This window comes from Mycolicibacterium canariasense (assembly GCF_002101555.1).
Taxonomy (GTDB): domain Bacteria; phylum Actinomycetota; class Actinomycetes; order Mycobacteriales; family Mycobacteriaceae; genus Mycobacterium; species Mycobacterium canariasense.
This window is the reverse complement of sequence record NZ_LQOL01000049.1, coordinates 369259-384098: the sequence shown is the minus strand read 5'-3', so window position 1 is coordinate 384098 and position 14840 is coordinate 369259. Positions and strand designations below refer to the sequence as shown.

Below are 14840 nucleotides of genomic sequence, written 5' to 3'. Positions count from 1 at the left end.
GCCCCAGCAGGAAGAGCAGGTAAGCACCGATGTTTGAGAGATTTACCGACCGTGCCCGCAGGGTCGTCGTCCTGGCACAAGAAGAAGCCCGGATGCTCAACCACAACTACATCGGCACCGAGCACATCCTCTTGGGCCTCATCCACGAGGGTGAAGGCGTGGCGGCCAAGTCGCTGGAGTCGCTGGGCATCTCCCTGGAAGGGGTGCGCAGCCAGGTCGAGGAGATCATCGGCCAGGGCCAGCAGGCGCCGTCCGGGCACATCCCGTTCACCCCGCGCGCCAAGAAGGTACTGGAGCTGTCCCTGCGTGAGGCGCTGCAGCTCGGCCACAACTACATCGGCACCGAGCACATCCTGCTCGGCCTGATCCGCGAGGGCGAGGGTGTCGCCGCGCAGGTGCTGGTGAAGCTCGGCGCCGAACTGACCCGGGTGCGTCAGCAGGTCATCCAGCTGCTCAGCGGCTACCAGGGCAAGGAAGCCGCCGAGGCGGGTACCGGAGGCCGGGGTGGCGAGTCGGGCAACCCGTCCACCTCGCTGGTGCTCGACCAGTTCGGTCGCAACCTGACCGCCGCCGCGATGGAGGGCAAGCTCGATCCGGTCATCGGCCGCGAGAAGGAAATCGAGCGGGTCATGCAGGTGCTGAGCCGCCGCACCAAGAACAACCCGGTGCTGATCGGTGAGCCCGGTGTCGGCAAGACCGCCGTGGTCGAGGGTCTGGCCCAGGCCATCGTGCACGGCGAGGTCCCCGAGACGCTCAAGGACAAGCAGCTCTACACGCTGGACCTGGGCTCGCTGGTCGCCGGCAGCCGCTACCGCGGTGATTTCGAGGAGCGCCTGAAGAAGGTGCTCAAGGAGATCAACACCCGCGGCGACATCATCCTGTTCATCGACGAGCTGCACACGCTCGTGGGTGCCGGTGCCGCCGAGGGCGCGATCGACGCGGCCAGCATCCTGAAGCCGAAGCTCGCTCGTGGTGAACTCCAGACGATCGGCGCCACCACCCTCGACGAGTACCGCAAGTACATCGAGAAGGACGCCGCCCTGGAGCGTCGTTTCCAGCCGGTCCAGGTGGGTGAGCCGACCGTCGAGCACACCATCGAGATCCTCAAGGGTCTGCGCGACCGGTACGAGGCGCACCACCGCGTCTCCATCACCGACGGCGCCCTGGTGGCCGCGGCGACGCTGGCCGACCGCTACATCAACGACCGGTTCCTGCCGGACAAGGCGATCGACCTGATCGACGAGGCGGGCGCGCGCATGCGCATCCGCCGGATGACGGCGCCGCCGGACCTGCGCGAGTTCGACGAGAAGATCGCCGACGCGCGCCGGGAGAAGGAATCCGCGATCGACGCGCAGGACTTCGAGAAGGCAGCGCGGCTGCGCGACTCGGAGAAGCAGCTCGTCGCCCAGCGGGCCGAGCGTGAGAAGCAGTGGCGTTCGGGTGATCTGGACGTGGTCGCCGAGGTCGACGACGAGCAGATCGCCGAGGTCCTCGGCAACTGGACCGGCATCCCGGTGTTCAAGTTGACCGAGGCCGAGACCACCCGCCTGCTGCGCATGGAGGACGAGCTGCACAAGCGGATCATCGGTCAGGTCGATGCCGTCCGCGCCGTTTCCAAGGCCATCCGGCGTACCCGTGCCGGCCTCAAGGACCCGAAGCGTCCGTCGGGCTCGTTCATCTTCGCCGGGCCGTCCGGTGTGGGTAAGACCGAGCTGTCCAAGGCGCTGGCGGAGTTCCTGTTCGGCGACGACGACGCGCTCATCCAGATCGACATGGGCGAGTTCCACGACCGCTTCACCGCGTCGCGGCTGTTCGGTGCCCCTCCGGGCTACGTCGGCTACGAAGAGGGCGGCCAGCTCACCGAGAAGGTGCGTCGCAAGCCGTTCAGCGTGGTGCTGTTCGACGAGATCGAGAAGGCGCACCAGGAGATCTACAACACCCTGCTGCAGGTGCTGGAAGACGGTCGACTGACCGACGGACAGGGCCGCACGGTGGACTTCAAGAACACCGTGCTGATCTTCACGTCGAACCTGGGCACCTCCGACATCTCCAAGGCGGTGGGGCTGGGCTTCTCCTCCGGTGGCGGCGAGAACAACTACGAGCGGATGAAGCTCAAGGTCAACGACGAGCTGAAGAAGCACTTCCGCCCGGAGTTCCTCAACCGTATCGACGACATCATCGTGTTCCACCAGCTGACGCAGGACGAGATCATCCAGATGGTCGACCTCATGGTCGGCCGGGTCTCCAAGCAGCTGGCGGCCAAGGACATGACGATGGAGCTGACCGACAACGCCAAGGCCCTGCTGGCCAAGCGCGGATTCGACCCGGTGCTGGGTGCCCGGCCGCTGCGCCGCACCATCCAGCGCGAGATCGAGGACGCCTTGAGCGAGAAGATCCTCTTCGACGAGGTGGGTCCGGGTCAGCTGGTGACCGTCGACGTCGAGGGCTGGGACGGCGAAGGTCAGGGCGAGAACGCCAAGTTCACGTTCTCGGGCAAGCCCAGGGCGTCCGCCGACGCCGACCTGGCCGCCACGGCAGCCGAATAGTCACAACGAAGATGCCCCCGGCAATGCCGGGGGCATTTTCGTTGTCGGGTGTGCGGTTTCATCCGCGACGCGCCGGCGCCGGCGGATGGAACCGCACAAACGGGTGTCGGATCAGCGGGCCCCGAGGGCCGGGCCGACCGTGGTGTTCCAGGACTCCTGCATCTCGGACTCGAACAGGCCCCAGGTGTGCGATCCGTCGGGCCGGACCACGTAGGTGACCGGCACGCCGGCGGCCTTCGCGGCGTCGGCGAAGGCCCGGGTGCTGTCGGCGACGATGCGCTCGATCAGACCGCCGGTGAAGTTCGGCCCGAACCCTTCCGGCAGCCGGTCCACGGCGCCGACATTGCCCGACCCCGACGCGGCCACGTAGACGGCGGTGCCCTTCAGCGCGGCCGCGTTGCGCGTCGGATCGTGTTGGATCCACAGCGGTCCGCCGCCGGGGCCCCACATGTTGTCCGCGCTCAGGCCGCCGCCCATCAGGGTGATGCCGACCTGGCCGGGATCGGCCGACGGATTGAGCATGCCGCTGTAGGAGGCGACGGCCCGGAACAGGCCGGGGGCCTGCACGGCGTAGTCGACCGCGGTGCCGCCGGTGCTGGACAGGCCGCCGACGGCGTTGCGCCCGTTGGTGTTGTACTGCTTGTTGATCAGCGGCGGCAGTTCGGAGGTCATGTAGGTCTGGTACTGCTTGTCGCCGTCGTTGACCCAGTTGGTCCACCAGCTGAACTGACCCCCCAGCGGGGACACCACGTTCACGTTCTTGTTGGCGAAGAAGCCCTGGATATCGGTCATGCCGAACCAGGACTTGGACCCGGGCGCGAAGTTGCCGCCGGGGTCGAGGTTGTCGCCGCCGTCGATGCCGGGCAGCAGGTAGAAGGTCGGGGCGCCCGAGGACCGCGCCTTGAACACGTCGTTGACGATCACCTTGTTCATCGCGGGCGAGTACACCGAGACCTTGTCCCAACGGTCGTTGACATGCTGGATATCGGTGATGTGCGGAGCATCGGCTGCCGCGGTGGGTGCGGCGACGAAGGGCAGGACGATGAAAAGTGCGAAGGCGCACACGCGGACTCGGCGTATGAGTTGGGTCACGGGGGTGAGACTAATGCATAGGAAACACTCAGGTTTGCCACGCTGACCAGGTATTTGCGTGCTCAACGAGTCCGTGCTAACGCAGGCCGGTAGGGATTTCCCGTACTGGGTGCGCCGAACAGGGCCGCTGTGCTTACTATGCGTGATGTACTCGACGGACGAGGAATCTGGTGTAAGTCCAGAACGGTCGCGCCACTGTGAAAGTCAGACCCGACTCCGTCACCAGCTTGGCGACTGGGACGCGAGATCCCGAAAGGACTGGACATGACTTCTGCTGAGGCACCCAAGACGAGGGTTCCCGCAATCGACCTCTCGGCCGCCCGCGCCGTGGTGTGGCTGACGGCGACCGCTTTCCTGGCACTGCTGGTGCTGTACTTCGTCGGGATGGACCAGGGCGCGACCTCGGTGTTCGGCAACAACACCTACGTGCACGAGTTCGTGCACGACGCGCGCCATCTGCTCGGCTTCCCCTGCCACTGAGCCATGGAAAAACACATCATCGGGCGCGGCCTGCTGGCCGGCGCCCTGGCCGGTGTGCTCGCCTTCGTCTTCGCGAAGATCTTCATCGAACCGGTGATCGGCCGGGCCATCGACTTCGAGGACGGGGCCGGCGCCGCCCATGAGGCCATGGCGGGGCACGCGGACGGCGGCCACGAGCACGGCGTCGAGGTGTTCACCCGCGGCGTTCAGTCCAATATCGGCATGGGCTTCGGCGTGCTGGCGTTCAGCGTGGCGATGGGTGCCCTGTTGGCCGTCGTGTTCTGTGTGCTCTACGGCCGGGTGAACCTGTCGGCTCGGGCCACCTCGGTCTTGATCGCGGGCGGCATGCTGGTGGCGCTGTGGGTGGTGCCGGCGTTGAAGTATCCGCCGAGCCCGCCGGCGACCAGCCTGGACGAGACGATCAAACAGCGCACCCTGCTGTACCTGTTGGTCGTGGTGCTCTCGGCCGCCCTGTTCGTCGGCGCGGTACTGCTGGGCCGACGGTTGGTGCCCCGCTTCGGTGCCTGGAACGCCACCTTGCTCGGCGCCGCCGGCTACATCGTCTCGATGGCCGTGGTGTTCCTCATCCTGCCTGGCATCCACGAGGTGCCCGGACCGATCACCGATGCCAGCGGGACGATCGTCTTCCCCGGATTCGCTGCCGAAGACCTGTACCAGTTCCGGCTGTATTCGTTGGGGACGCAGGTGGTCATGTGGGCCACCATCGGGCTGGTGTTCGGGGCGCTGGCTTCGCGGTTGCTGGAAGGCAAGCGCGCGCAGCGCACCGTCGCGGTGTGAGTGAGATCGTCCGGCTGACCCTGGTGTCGCATGCCATGACGGGCGCCATGGCGGCCGGGCGATTCCCCACCGACGAACCGCTCAACACGCTGGGGCAGCGTCAGGCAACCGACACCACGATCGATGTCGGTCCGACCGATATCGCGCTGAGTGGCCCGGAACAACGTGCGGTGCGGACCGCCGAACTGCTGGGTCTGCGGCCCCGGACCGAACCGGCGCTGGCCGACCTGGATCACGGTCGGTGGCGTGGCAGCGCCCTCGACGGTGTGGATCCCGCGGAACTGGCCCTCTGGCTCACCGATCCGGCCCGGGCGCCGCACGGCGGCGAGACGATCGTGGACCTGATCGGCCGGGTTGGTGCCTGGCTGGGCACCCTCACCGATCGGCCGGCCAGAGTGGTCGCCGTGACGCATCCGGCCGTGATCCGCGCGGCCGTCCTGACCGCCCTCGACGCGCCACCGAAGTCGTTCTGGCGCATCGATATCGGGCCGGTGAGCCGCACCGTGATGCACTTTCGCGGGCAGGCCTGGACGGTGCGCCGGCTCTAGCTGGGGTGTCCCAGCGCCCACATCTGCTTGATCACCGTCATCAACCAGCCGGCGGTCCGGACGCTGTAGAAGCGCGGCCAGTTGGTCTGCAGGCTCAGCACCCAGGCCTGGCCGGCGCGGTCCACCGCGTACCAGCTGAAGGTGAGTTCACCGGGCAGGTTTCCGGCTTTGGCGGCGATATAGGGCCATTGGTCGCGGTCCAGGTCGATCCCGGGGATGGCCGACAGGATGTCGCGTACCGGCGCGGCGGGCCCCACGGCCGCCGTTTGCAGTGCCGCGTGTACCCGGCAGATGTCCTCGGCGCTGCCGTACCACTCGGCGCCGTAAGCCGACGCGGGGGAGTGGGTACGCAGCGGATCCGGTTCGTAGGGGCGGGCACTGGTCTGCTTCAGCAGTTCGATCCGGCCGGCGGCGTCGGCATGCTGCCATTGCGTGCGCAGATCCGGCTCGCCCCAACCGATCGAGAACATCTCGTGCATCGTCGGGAACGGTGTCATGCTGGCCGGGTCGTGATGTCCGGCCTCGGCCAGCGCACGTTCCACCGCACCGGGCCCGAGCCGCTCGATCAGCAGATCGGTGGCCATGTTGTCGCTCGTGGCGATCATCTTGTCGGCCGCCTGCCGCACCGAGATGTGGGCGCCGGCGGGCAGCTTGTCGAATCCCGAGGATCCCAGCTTCTTGCCTTCGGTGGTGATGGTCAGCTGGTCGTCCCACCGCACGGTGCCCGCCTTGACGGCATCGGCGACCGCATAGAGCACGTACAGTTTGAAAATCGAAGCCAGCGGCAGGGATTCGGTGGTGTTGGTGCCGGCCACCTTCACGCATCTGCCGTTGTCGATCCTGGACAACTGGTAGGCGTACCGGGCGCCGGTCTTGGCCAGCACCGCATCGACGTCGGCCCAACTGTGCAGTGCCAGAGGCTGATTGGTCACCGTCATGCGGTCGACCAAGGTGGTGGTGTCGTCGGTGCGCAGCTCGATGTCCTGGCGTGCACCGTAGGACGTCACCACGTGCAGGGTGGCCGCCCCGGCGCCGATGTCCACACCGGCCAGGGTGTAGGGCCGGTCCCACCACATCATGTCCATCGTGGTACCGATGTCGTCGACCTGAGCAGGCACGGCAAGGGTTTTGACGCCGACCGGACCGATCGGCCAGTCCGAGTTGAGCATGTCCATCAGCTGTTTGGCCCGCACACCCGGCGGGGTGTTGGTGCTTATGACGGCGCGGCCCGCATTGGCGGGCGGCGTACTGCTGGGTGCGCAGCCACCCAGCGTCGCGGTGGCCAGGGCGAGGGTGCCGATCAGTGCCGTGAACCGGCGAACCGCCCCGGCACCGTCAGGACTGGGTGCCGGTCCCCGCAACGTCCAACACAACCTCGAACTCCAGCAGTGACGCCCCGGTGGCGACCGGGTTCTTCTGCTGGCCGGCGTGCGCTTCGACGGCCGGGCCGCTGGCCCAGGCCTGGAACGCCTCCTCGGACTCCCACTGGGTCACCACGAAGTAGCGGTTCTCGCCCTTCACCGGGCGCAGCAGTTGGAAGCCGAGAAAGCCGGGCTGGTTGTCCACGGCGTGTGCGCGGTGCGCGAAACGCTTCTCCAGTTCCGGGCCTGCGTCGGGCGGGACCTCGATGGCATTGATCTTCACGACGGGCATGCGACTCAGGTTACCCCGGTGCCCGCGCGGCAGGATGGCGGCATGCGCACCGCACTGCTGACCCCCAGAGGTGGTCCGGCCGAGCCGGCCGGACCACCGTTGGTGCTGGTTCACGGACTGATGGGACGCGGCAGCACGTGGTCGCGGCAGCTGCCGTGGCTGAGCCGGTGGGGCGCGGTGTACACCTACGACGCGCCGTGGCACCGGGGCCGCGATGTGGCCGACCCGTACCCGGTCAGCACCGAGCGTTTCGTCGCGGACCTGGGCGATGCGGTGGCCGAGCTGGGCCGGCCGGCCACCCTGGTGGGCCATTCGATGGGGGCGCTGCACTCCTGGTGTCTGGCCGCGGCCCGCCCGGAACTGGTGCACGCGGTGGTGGTGGAGGACATGGCGCCGGACTTCAAGGGCCGCACCACCGGGGCCTGGGAGCCGTGGCTGCATGCGCTTCCGGTCGAATTCACTTCGGCGCAGCAGGTTTACGACGAGTTCGGCCCGGTGGCAGGCCGGTACTTTCTCGATGCTTTCGACCGGACCGAGACCGGCTGGCGCCTGCACGGCCACCCCGCGCGGTGGATCGAGATCGCGGGCCAATGGGGCCTGCGGGACTACTGGGAACAGTGGCAGGCGGTCCGGGTCCCGGCGCTGCTGATCGAGGCCGGCGGCACGGTGGCCCCGCCGGGACAGATGGAGCGGATGGCCGAAATCGGTTACCGCACCACCTATCTGCGCGTGCCCGGCGCCGGTCACCTGATCCACGACGACGCTCCGGCGGAGTACCGCGGTGCCGTGGAATCGTTCCTAGCGACGTTCGCCGAGCACGCCTGAGGTGGGCCAGGACGGGGCCTGCTCGAACCGGGTGCGGATGGCGTCCAGGTCGTGATGCAGCCGGCTGGCGTCGGGGTCGGGGTCGGTGTCGAAGAGCCGGTCCCATGCCGAGGTGGGAACCCGGAACTGGTCGAGGTGCAGTCGCAGGATCCGCGACCGGTTGGCCAGCCAGCCGAGGGCGATGGCGAGCGCGAACGGAGCCAGCAGGATGAGGATGGCGAGTGCAACGGTCATGGCAGTAATTCTTCGACAGTCGATATCCAGCCGAACAGTGGCAGCGCTGCCCCGGTTGGATAAGATGCTGCCATGATTAAAAGCGTATCGGCGATGGTGCTGGACGGGCTAGCGGTTTTCGAGTTCGGCGTCATCTGCGAGGTCTTCGGGATCGACCGATCCGCCGATGGTGTGCCCAATTTCGACTTCAAGGTGTGCGGGCCGGTGGCCGGTCAGCCGGTGCGCACGTCGGTGGGCGCGCAGGTCACGCCGGATCACGACTTCTCCGCGCTGGTCGGTGCCGACCTGGTGGCCGTCCCGGCGGTCAGCACCCGGTACGGCGCCTATCCGGAGGTGGCGCTGGAGGCGCTGCGCGCCGCGTCGGCCGCCGGGTCGATCATCCTGACCGTCTGCTCCGGTGCCTTCGTCGTCGGCGCGGCCGGGCTGCTCGACGGGCGACCATGCACCACCCACTGGATGCATGCCGACGAACTCGCCATGATGTATCCCACCGCGCGGGTGGATCGCAATGTGCTCTTCGTCGACGACGGCAACCTGATCACCAGTGCGGGGACCGCCGCCGGGATCGACGCCTGCCTGCATCTGGTCCGGCGCGAACTCGGCAGCGAGGTGACCAACAAGATCGCGCGCCGGATGGTGGTCCCACCGCAGCGCGACGGGGGTCAGCGTCAGTACATCGACCAGCCGATCCCGATCCGGTGTTCGGAAGGTTTTGCCCCCCAGTTGGATTGGATCCTCGCCAACCTCAAGGAACCGCACACGGTGGCCACCCTGGCCGCCCGGGCCAGCATGTCGGCGCGCACCTTCGCCCGGCGCTTCGTCGAGGAGACCGGGACCACGCCCATGCAATGGGTCACCGACCAACGGGTGCTCTACGCGCGGCGCCTGCTCGAGGAAACCGATCTGGACATCGACCGGGTCGCCGACCGCTCGGGTTTCGGCACCGCCACGTTGTTGCGCCACCACTTCCGCCGGGTCATCGGCGTGACCCCCTCGGACTACCGGCGCCGGTTCGCGCGGGCCTCCTGAGGTTCGCCCTCGCCCGCCAGGGCGAACAGCCCGTCGGGCGTCTGCTCCACCAACCCGTCGACCAGCAGCGAGTGCAGCGCCCGGTCACGCTGCGCGGTATCCGACAGCCACGCGACGTCCAGCGCTCCCCGCGTCACCGGCGTCGCGCTGGCCCGCAGCACGTCGAGCAGCCGGCCCCGCACCTGCCGATCGGTGCCGGCGTACTTCTGCACCTTGCGCGCCGGCGCATCGGCAGGGTCTCTGGTGGGGTAGCCCGCCGCGCGCCATCCGCAACTGCTCAGCGGGCACAGCCCGCACTTGGGTGCCCGGGCCGTGCACACGATGGCGCCCAGCTCCATCAGGGCAGCGGAAAAGCGTTGTGCCACGACGTCGTCATCCGGCAGCAGGGCGGCCACGTCGTCGAGGTCGCGGGCCCGGGCGGGGGCTTCGTCGCGGCCGTGCACGGCCCGGGACAGCACCCGCCGCACATTGGTGTCCACCACCGGGACGCGCTTGCCGTAGGCGAAGCACGCCACCGCTCGCGCGGTGTAGGCGCCGACACCGGGCAGGGTCAGCAGGGTGTCCACGTCGTCGGGCACCACATCGTCATGCTCGGCGGCGATCGTCACCGCGCACTCGTGCAGGCGCTTGGCCCGGCGCGGGTACCCGAGCTTGCCCCAGGCGCGCAGCACGTCGGCGGGACCGGCGGCGGCGGTGGCCGACGGGGTGGGCCAGCGTGCGATCCAGTCCAGCCAGATCGGCTCGACCCGCGATACCGGTGTCTGCTGCAGCATGAACTCGCTGACCAGGATCTGCCACGCCGAAACGCCTGGTTGGCGCCATGGCAGCGGGCGCTGGGCGGCGCCGAACCAGGCGACCAGTTCGCCGGAGTCGATCGCCGGCCCGACGATATCCGTAGGTTCGGGCAGAATGTCGGTCATGCCCAACTCGAACCCGATATCCGCATGGAAGGCACTCAAGGAGGGTAACGAGCGCTTCGTTGCCGGGAAGCCCGAGCATCCCAGCCAGGGCGTCGCGCACCGCGCCAGCCTGACCGCCGCGCAGAAGCCGACCGCGGTCGTGTTCGGCTGCGGTGACAGCCGGGTGGCCGCCGAACTGATCTTCGACCAGGGCCTCGGCGACATGTTCGTGGTCCGCACCGCCGGGCACGTCATCGACTCGGCCGTGCTCGGGTCGATCGAGTACGCGGTGGCGGTGCTCAATGTCCCGCTGATCGCCGTGCTGGGCCACGACAGCTGCGGCGCGGTCAAGGCGACGCTGTCGGCGCTGGACGAGGGCGTGGTCCCCGGCGGCTATATCCGCGACATCGTGGAACGCGTCACCCCGTCGATCCTGCTGGGCCGCCGCGACGGACTGACCAGGGTCGACGAGTTCGAGGCCCGCCACGTCACCGAGACCGGCGCCCAGCTGATGGCGCGCTCGACCGCCATCTCCGACCGGGTGAACTCCGGCTCGTTGGCCATCGTCGGTCTGACCTACCACCTGGCCGACGGTCGCGTGGTGTTGCGCGACCACCTGGGCGACATCGGCGAAGTCTGAGAGCAAGCCGGAAACCGACACGCCGGGCCGCCTCGGACGGCACGGCGTGACACCGGCTTACCGTTGAGTTCGTGCTAGACGTAGAACCGCATGGTGGCCCCACACCGAGCCAGATCTACCGGCGCCGCCGGATCGCGGCGCTCGGTATCGCGGTCGTCGTCGTCGCCCTGATCGCCGGCATCATCGCGATCGTGGTGGCCAACAGCACCAGCTCGGGAACACCGACTCCGGACAAGACGGCGGCCAGCGGCGACAGCCCGGCCGCCGCCCCGACGCCGCTGCCGGGCGAGACGCCCGGCGTGAAGACACCCGTCGTGCCCGCCCAGCAGCCGCCAGCCCCGACGCCCACCCCGACCGCGGCGGTCACCCCGCCGCCGGTGCTCAAGGAGGGGGACGACTGCCCCGACTCCACGCTGGCGGTCAAGGGCATCACCAGCGCGCCCGACTACGTGATGGGCGACCAGCCCAAGTTCACCATGGTCGTCACCAACATCGGTCTGGTGGCCTGCAAGCGTGACGTCGGCGCGGCCGTGCTCTCTGCCTACGTCTACTCGCTGGACAACAAGCGGCTCTGGTCCAACCTGGACTGCGCCCCGTCCAACGAGACGCTGGTGAAGACCTTCAACCCGGGTGAGCAGGTGACCACCGAGGTCACCTGGACCGGGATGAGTTCGGCCCCGAACTGCCCGTTGCCGCGGGAACCGATCGGTCCGGGCACCTACAACCTGATCGTGCAGTTGGGCAATCTTCGGTCGGCACCGGTGCCGTTCATCCTGGCCGAGTCCAAGCCCGCCGATCCCGCCGCGCCGCCGGCCGATCCGGCGGCGCCCCCGGCCGAGCCCGCGCCCGCCGGGGATCCGGCGCCGGCACCGGCGGGATAGCTCAGGCCAGCTGGTCGGCGATCGTCGACTCGGCCAGCTGGGAAAGGCCCTCACGGATGTGCCGGGCCCACATCGAGCCGATACCGTCCACCGACTGCAGATCGCTGGCGCTGGCCGCCAGCACGCCCTGCAGCGAACCGAACGACCGCACCAGCAGGTCGACGTGTGCGAACTGCAGCCGCGGGATGCCGGCCATCGCCCGGTATCCCCGTGAGCTCATCGCCGAATCCTGTGCCTCGACCGTCGATGGATACCCGAAAACCCTTGCCAGCGCGGTGAAGTCGAGCAACTCATTGTCCGACAGCCCGTCCAGTTCCTCCAGCGTCGCGGTGACCTGGGCGGCGCTCGGCGGATCCGGGTTGGCGTGGTAGTCCCGCACGATCAGCTCCCGGGCGGTGTCGTTGTCACCGACCAGTTCTTCCAGCTGCAGTTGCAGCTGCCTGCCGTCGGTGCCCAGTTCCACCACGTCGGCGTCGATCTCCAGGCTGATGCGGCGCACCATCTCCATGCGCTGCACCACGGTCATGACATCGCGCAGCGTGACGAAGTCCTCGATCTCGGCCGTCGACAGCTGCCGGTTCACCTCGTCCAGGCGGGACTTGTAGCGCTCCAGGGTCGCGATGGTCTGGTTGGCCCGCGACAGGATGGTCGGGGTGTCCGGGACGACGTGCCGTTCTCCGGCGACGTACACGGTGACGATGCTCATCGAGTGGCTGACCGAGATCACCGGGTAGCCGGTCTGCACGGCGGTGCGCTCGGCCGAGCGGTGCCGGGTGCCGGACTCCTCGGTGGGAATGGACGGATCGGGCACCAGTTGGACGTTGGCGCGCAGGATGCGGGTGCCGTCACTGGACAGCACGACGGCACCGTCCATCTTGGACAGTTCGCGCAGCCGGGTCGGCGCGTACCGGACGTCGAGGGAGAATCCGCCGTCGCAGATCGCCTCGACGCTGTCGTCGTAGCCCAGCACGATCAGGGCGCCGGTGCGGCCGCGCAGGATGCGTTCCAGGCCGTCGCGCAGGTCGGTGCCCGGCGCCAGCCGACCCAGCGTTTCGCGCAGGGTGGGGCGCGCCAGATGCACCACCGTGCGGCCGGCCCTGGATTTCACCGCCATCGCGCCTCCTTGGACTGGCCGCCATTGTCCGTGATGGACTTCAGAACCTGCAATGCCTCCCCGATGTTGCCCGCGGTGGTGATGCGCAGGCCGGCGGGCACGTCGGTGACACCGGGCGGCACCACGGCATGCCGGAAGCCCAGCCGGGCCGCCTCGGCCAGCCGGCGCTCCATACCGGTGACCCGGCGCAGATCACCGGCCAGGCCGACCTCGCCGATGGCTACCACGGTGGCCGGGACGGGCAGGTTGGTCTGGGCCGACGCGACGGCCAGTGCCACGGCCAGGTCCGAGGACGGGTCGGTGAGCCGCATCCCGCCGACGGTGGACAGGTAGATGTCGTTACCGGCCAACCGCAGCCCGGCCCGCTTCTCCAGGACCGCGGTGATCATCGCGGCCCGCGCCGAGTCGATACCGCTGACCGCGCGACGCGGGGTGCCCTGCGCGGCGCTGCCGATCAACGCCTGCACCTCGCCGAGCAGCGGTCGTTTGCCGTCCATCGTCACCGTCACCGCGGTGCCCGGCACCGGGGCCGGCCGCTCATCCCGGAACAACCCCGACGGGTCGGCGACGCATTCGATCCCGCTGTCGCGCAACAGGAAACAGCCGACCTCATCGGAGGCGCCGAACCGGTTCTTGACGCCGCGCACCATCCGCAGCGAGGACGCGCGGTCGCCCTCGAAGTGCAGCACGACATCCACCAGGTGCTCCAGCGAGCGGGGGCCGGCGATGGCCCCGTCCTTGGTGACGTGGCCGACCAGCAGCAGCGACAGGCCCTCCGGTCCGGCGGCCTTGGCGTAGGACGTCAGCGCCGTGGTGACGGCGCGGACCTGGGTGACACCGCCGGTCACGCCGTCGGTCTCGGTGGTCGACATGGTCTGCACCGAATCGACCACGACCAGACTGGGCCGCACCGCCTCGATATGTCCCAGTGAGGTCTGCAGATCGGATTCCGATGCCAGGTACATCTCGTCGTGTGTGCAGCCGGTGCGCTCGGCGCGCAGCCGGATCTGGCCGGCCGACTCCTCACCGGACAGGTAGAGCGCGCGTTTGCCGGTGCGGGCCCACCGATGCGCGACCTCCAGCAGCAAGGTGGACTTCCCCACGCCGGGATCGCCGGCCAGCAGGGTGACCGAGCCGGGTACCAGACCGCCGCCGAGCACGCGGTCCAGCTCGCTGACCCCGGTCGGGAGATGTCGCGTCACCCCGGGGTCGATGGAGGTGATCGGGACCGCGGGTGAGGCCGGTGCGACGGCCCGCCGGATGGATTTCCCGTCGAGGGCGGTCAGCGTGGCCACCTCGTCGACGGTGCCCCACGTTCCGCAATCCGGGCAGCGTCCGACCCACTTCGGAGTGGCGTGGTTGCACTCGGAACAACGGAATTGCGAACGTACTTTCGAAGCCACGCTCAAACGGTAGCCGCCGGGGACGACAGAACCGTCAGATCGTCAGTGGGCGCCGTCCGTGTCGCTCTCGGCCTTCTCGACGCCCGCATTCGGCTCGCCGTCGCGGCGCGGGGTCTCGCCCGCCGAGATCGGCACGTTGACCGTGGTCTGGCCGGACTTCTCGAAGTTGAACGTGAACGGATAGGTCAGCCCGTTGGTGATCGGCTTGGTCAACGCGACCTCGGCCTTGACCGCGTCGGCGCGCTCGGCGGCGTCGAGTGCCTTCAGCTGGCCGTCCGGTTCGCCGACCACGAGCACGCCGCCGGCCGGGACGGTGCTGTCACCGGTCAGGGTGACGTTGCCGATATCGGAGGTGATGGACACCAACTTGTCGTTGACGTCGGCCGAGTTGTTGGCGGCGACCAGCAGCAGTTCGGCGCCCTCGCCGGGCTGCACGTAGTCGGTGACCTGGGGGGCGCGCAGATGCACATTGCGTAGCGCGATATTGCCGGCGGTCGCGGCCGCGCCGTTGACCGCAGGCTCCTGGTTGGCCGTCTGGGACACCTGGCCGGCGCCGCAACCCGTCAGGGCGACGCTGACGACCGCCGCACAAGCGGCGAGTCCGATGACGGACGCCTTGAAAGCTTTTGCAGCCACTGGAGCCTCCTGCTCGCCTTTGCGGTTCAGCCGTGCAATTCAACTATGCACAGTAGTAGGTC

Annotated in this window: 16 protein-coding genes; 8 read left to right on the top strand and 8 right to left on the bottom strand. The window is 68.7% G+C overall.

The genetic code is table 11. The features are described from left to right. Positions 1–29 precede the first annotated feature (29 nt). Positions 30–2546: an ATP-dependent protease ATP-binding subunit ClpC gene (clpC1, locus tag AWB94_RS14590; RefSeq protein ID WP_062655965.1), complete on the top strand. Its 2517-nt coding sequence runs from the start codon at positions 30–32 to the stop codon at positions 2544–2546. 111 nt (positions 2547–2657) lie between these two features. On the opposite strand, the gene AWB94_RS14585 is transcribed toward clpC1, so the two are convergent. Next, on the bottom strand, positions 2658–3638 hold the full coding sequence (locus AWB94_RS14585; protein WP_131805238.1) for an alpha/beta hydrolase: 981 nt from the start codon (positions 3636–3638) through the stop codon (positions 2658–2660). 264 nt (positions 3639–3902) lie between these two features. Here AWB94_RS14585 and AWB94_RS14580 point away from each other — a divergent pair, with 264 nt between their 5' ends. Genes AWB94_RS14580 through AWB94_RS14570 form a run of 3 tightly spaced genes read left to right on the top strand, consistent with a single transcriptional unit; the run spans position 3903 to position 5464 of the window. Further along, positions 3903–4118, top strand: a complete 216-nt coding sequence (locus AWB94_RS14580) for a CbtB domain-containing protein (protein WP_024451616.1) — start codon at positions 3903–3905, stop codon at positions 4116–4118. A gap of 3 nt (positions 4119–4121) precedes the next feature. Further along, a complete protein-coding gene (locus AWB94_RS14575; RefSeq protein WP_062655963.1) occupies positions 4122–4916 on the top strand; it encodes a CbtA family protein in 795 nt (264 codons plus the stop codon). Then, positions 4913–5464, top strand: a complete 552-nt coding sequence (locus tag AWB94_RS14570) for a histidine phosphatase family protein (protein ID WP_062655962.1) — start codon at positions 4913–4915, stop codon at positions 5462–5464. The genes AWB94_RS14575 and AWB94_RS14570 overlap by 4 nt, the downstream gene beginning before the upstream one ends. On the opposite strand, the gene AWB94_RS14565 is transcribed toward AWB94_RS14570, so the two are convergent. Next, a complete protein-coding gene (locus tag AWB94_RS14565) occupies positions 5461–6825 on the bottom strand; it encodes a serine hydrolase (RefSeq protein ID WP_084395063.1) in 1365 nt (454 codons plus the stop codon). The genes AWB94_RS14570 and AWB94_RS14565 overlap by 4 nt on opposite strands. Next, complete coding sequence (mhuD, locus tag AWB94_RS14560; protein WP_024451612.1) at positions 6800–7117, bottom strand: mycobilin-forming heme oxygenase MhuD; 318 nt, start codon at positions 7115–7117, stop codon at positions 6800–6802. Before mhuD ends, AWB94_RS14565 begins: the two co-directional genes overlap by 26 nt. A gap of 42 nt (positions 7118–7159) precedes the next feature. Here mhuD and AWB94_RS14555 point away from each other — a divergent pair, with 42 nt between their 5' ends. Then, positions 7160–7942 carry an alpha/beta fold hydrolase gene (locus AWB94_RS14555; RefSeq protein WP_062656153.1) on the top strand — a complete coding sequence of 261 codons (783 nt, stop codon included), beginning with the start codon at positions 7160–7162 and terminating at the stop codon, positions 7940–7942. Here the strand turns inward: AWB94_RS14555 and AWB94_RS14550 are convergent. Further along, positions 7916–8176, bottom strand: a complete 261-nt coding sequence (locus AWB94_RS14550; RefSeq protein WP_062655961.1) for a hypothetical protein — start codon at positions 8174–8176, stop codon at positions 7916–7918. The two genes, AWB94_RS14555 and AWB94_RS14550, sit on opposite strands and share 27 nt — an antisense overlap. A 72-nt stretch (positions 8177–8248) precedes the next feature. On the opposite strand from AWB94_RS14550, the gene AWB94_RS14545 reads away from it, so the two are divergent. Continuing rightward, the gene (locus tag AWB94_RS14545; protein WP_062655960.1) at positions 8249–9205 is read left to right on the top strand and encodes a GlxA family transcriptional regulator; all 957 of its coding nucleotides are present in this window, start codon (positions 8249–8251) and stop codon (positions 9203–9205) included. Here AWB94_RS14545 and AWB94_RS14540 read toward each other — a convergent pair. Beyond that, entirely contained in the window at positions 9175–10125 is a 951-nt protein-coding gene (locus tag AWB94_RS14540) for an iron-sulfur binding domain-containing protein (protein WP_062655959.1), read from the bottom strand. The two genes, AWB94_RS14545 and AWB94_RS14540, sit on opposite strands and share 31 nt — an antisense overlap. Here AWB94_RS14540 and AWB94_RS14535 point away from each other — a divergent pair. Continuing rightward, a complete protein-coding gene (locus tag AWB94_RS14535) occupies positions 10124–10744 on the top strand; it encodes a carbonic anhydrase (protein WP_062656152.1) in 621 nt (206 codons plus the stop codon). The genes AWB94_RS14540 and AWB94_RS14535 overlap by 2 nt on opposite strands. A 71-nt stretch (positions 10745–10815) precedes the next feature. Then, positions 10816–11625: a hypothetical protein gene (locus AWB94_RS14530; RefSeq protein ID WP_062655958.1), complete on the top strand. Its 810-nt coding sequence runs from the start codon at positions 10816–10818 to the stop codon at positions 11623–11625. A 1-nt stretch (position 11626) separates the two neighbouring features. Here the strand turns inward: AWB94_RS14530 and disA are convergent, their stop codons facing one another. Genes disA through AWB94_RS14515 form a run of 3 tightly spaced genes read right to left on the bottom strand, consistent with a single transcriptional unit; the run spans position 11627 to position 14778 of the window. Next, positions 11627–12739, bottom strand: coding sequence for a DNA integrity scanning diadenylate cyclase DisA (gene disA / locus AWB94_RS14525; RefSeq protein ID WP_062655957.1), 1113 nt, complete (start codon positions 12737–12739; stop codon positions 11627–11629). Next, positions 12730–14142 (bottom strand): DNA repair protein RadA, encoded by a 1413-nt coding sequence (gene radA, locus AWB94_RS14520; RefSeq protein WP_201029517.1) that lies wholly within the window; start codon positions 14140–14142, stop codon positions 12730–12732. Before radA ends, disA begins: the two co-directional genes overlap by 10 nt. 42 nt (positions 14143–14184) lie before the next feature. Further along, positions 14185–14778, bottom strand: coding sequence for a copper chaperone PCu(A)C domain-containing protein (locus AWB94_RS14515; RefSeq protein WP_062655955.1), 594 nt, complete (start codon positions 14776–14778; stop codon positions 14185–14187). Positions 14779–14840 lie beyond the last annotated feature (62 nt).

Excerpts from the sequence above, each read along its gene's own strand:
- AWB94_RS14580 (WP_024451616.1), top strand. The coding sequence starts at position 3,903 with ATGACTTCTGCTGAGGCACCCAAGACGAGGGTTCCCGCAATCGACCTC.
- AWB94_RS14550 (WP_062655961.1), bottom strand. The coding sequence starts at position 8,176 with ATGACCGTTGCACTCGCCATCCTCATCCTGCTGGCTCCGTTCGCGCTC.
- clpC1 (WP_062655965.1), top strand. The coding sequence starts at position 30 with ATGTTTGAGAGATTTACCGACCGTGCCCGCAGGGTCGTCGTCCTGGCA.
- AWB94_RS14535 (WP_062656152.1), top strand. The coding sequence starts at position 10,124 with ATGCCCAACTCGAACCCGATATCCGCATGGAAGGCACTCAAGGAGGGT.
- AWB94_RS14545 (WP_062655960.1), top strand. The coding sequence starts at position 8,249 with ATGATTAAAAGCGTATCGGCGATGGTGCTGGACGGGCTAGCGGTTTTC.
- mhuD (WP_024451612.1), bottom strand. The coding sequence starts at position 7,117 with ATGCCCGTCGTGAAGATCAATGCCATCGAGGTCCCGCCCGACGCAGGC.
- AWB94_RS14555 (WP_062656153.1), top strand. The coding sequence starts at position 7,160 with ATGCGCACCGCACTGCTGACCCCCAGAGGTGGTCCGGCCGAGCCGGCC.
- AWB94_RS14540 (WP_062655959.1), bottom strand. The coding sequence starts at position 10,125 with ATGACCGACATTCTGCCCGAACCTACGGATATCGTCGGGCCGGCGATC.
- AWB94_RS14575 (WP_062655963.1), top strand. The coding sequence starts at position 4,122 with ATGGAAAAACACATCATCGGGCGCGGCCTGCTGGCCGGCGCCCTGGCC.
- disA (WP_062655957.1), bottom strand. The coding sequence starts at position 12,739 with ATGGCGGTGAAATCCAGGGCCGGCCGCACGGTGGTGCATCTGGCGCGC.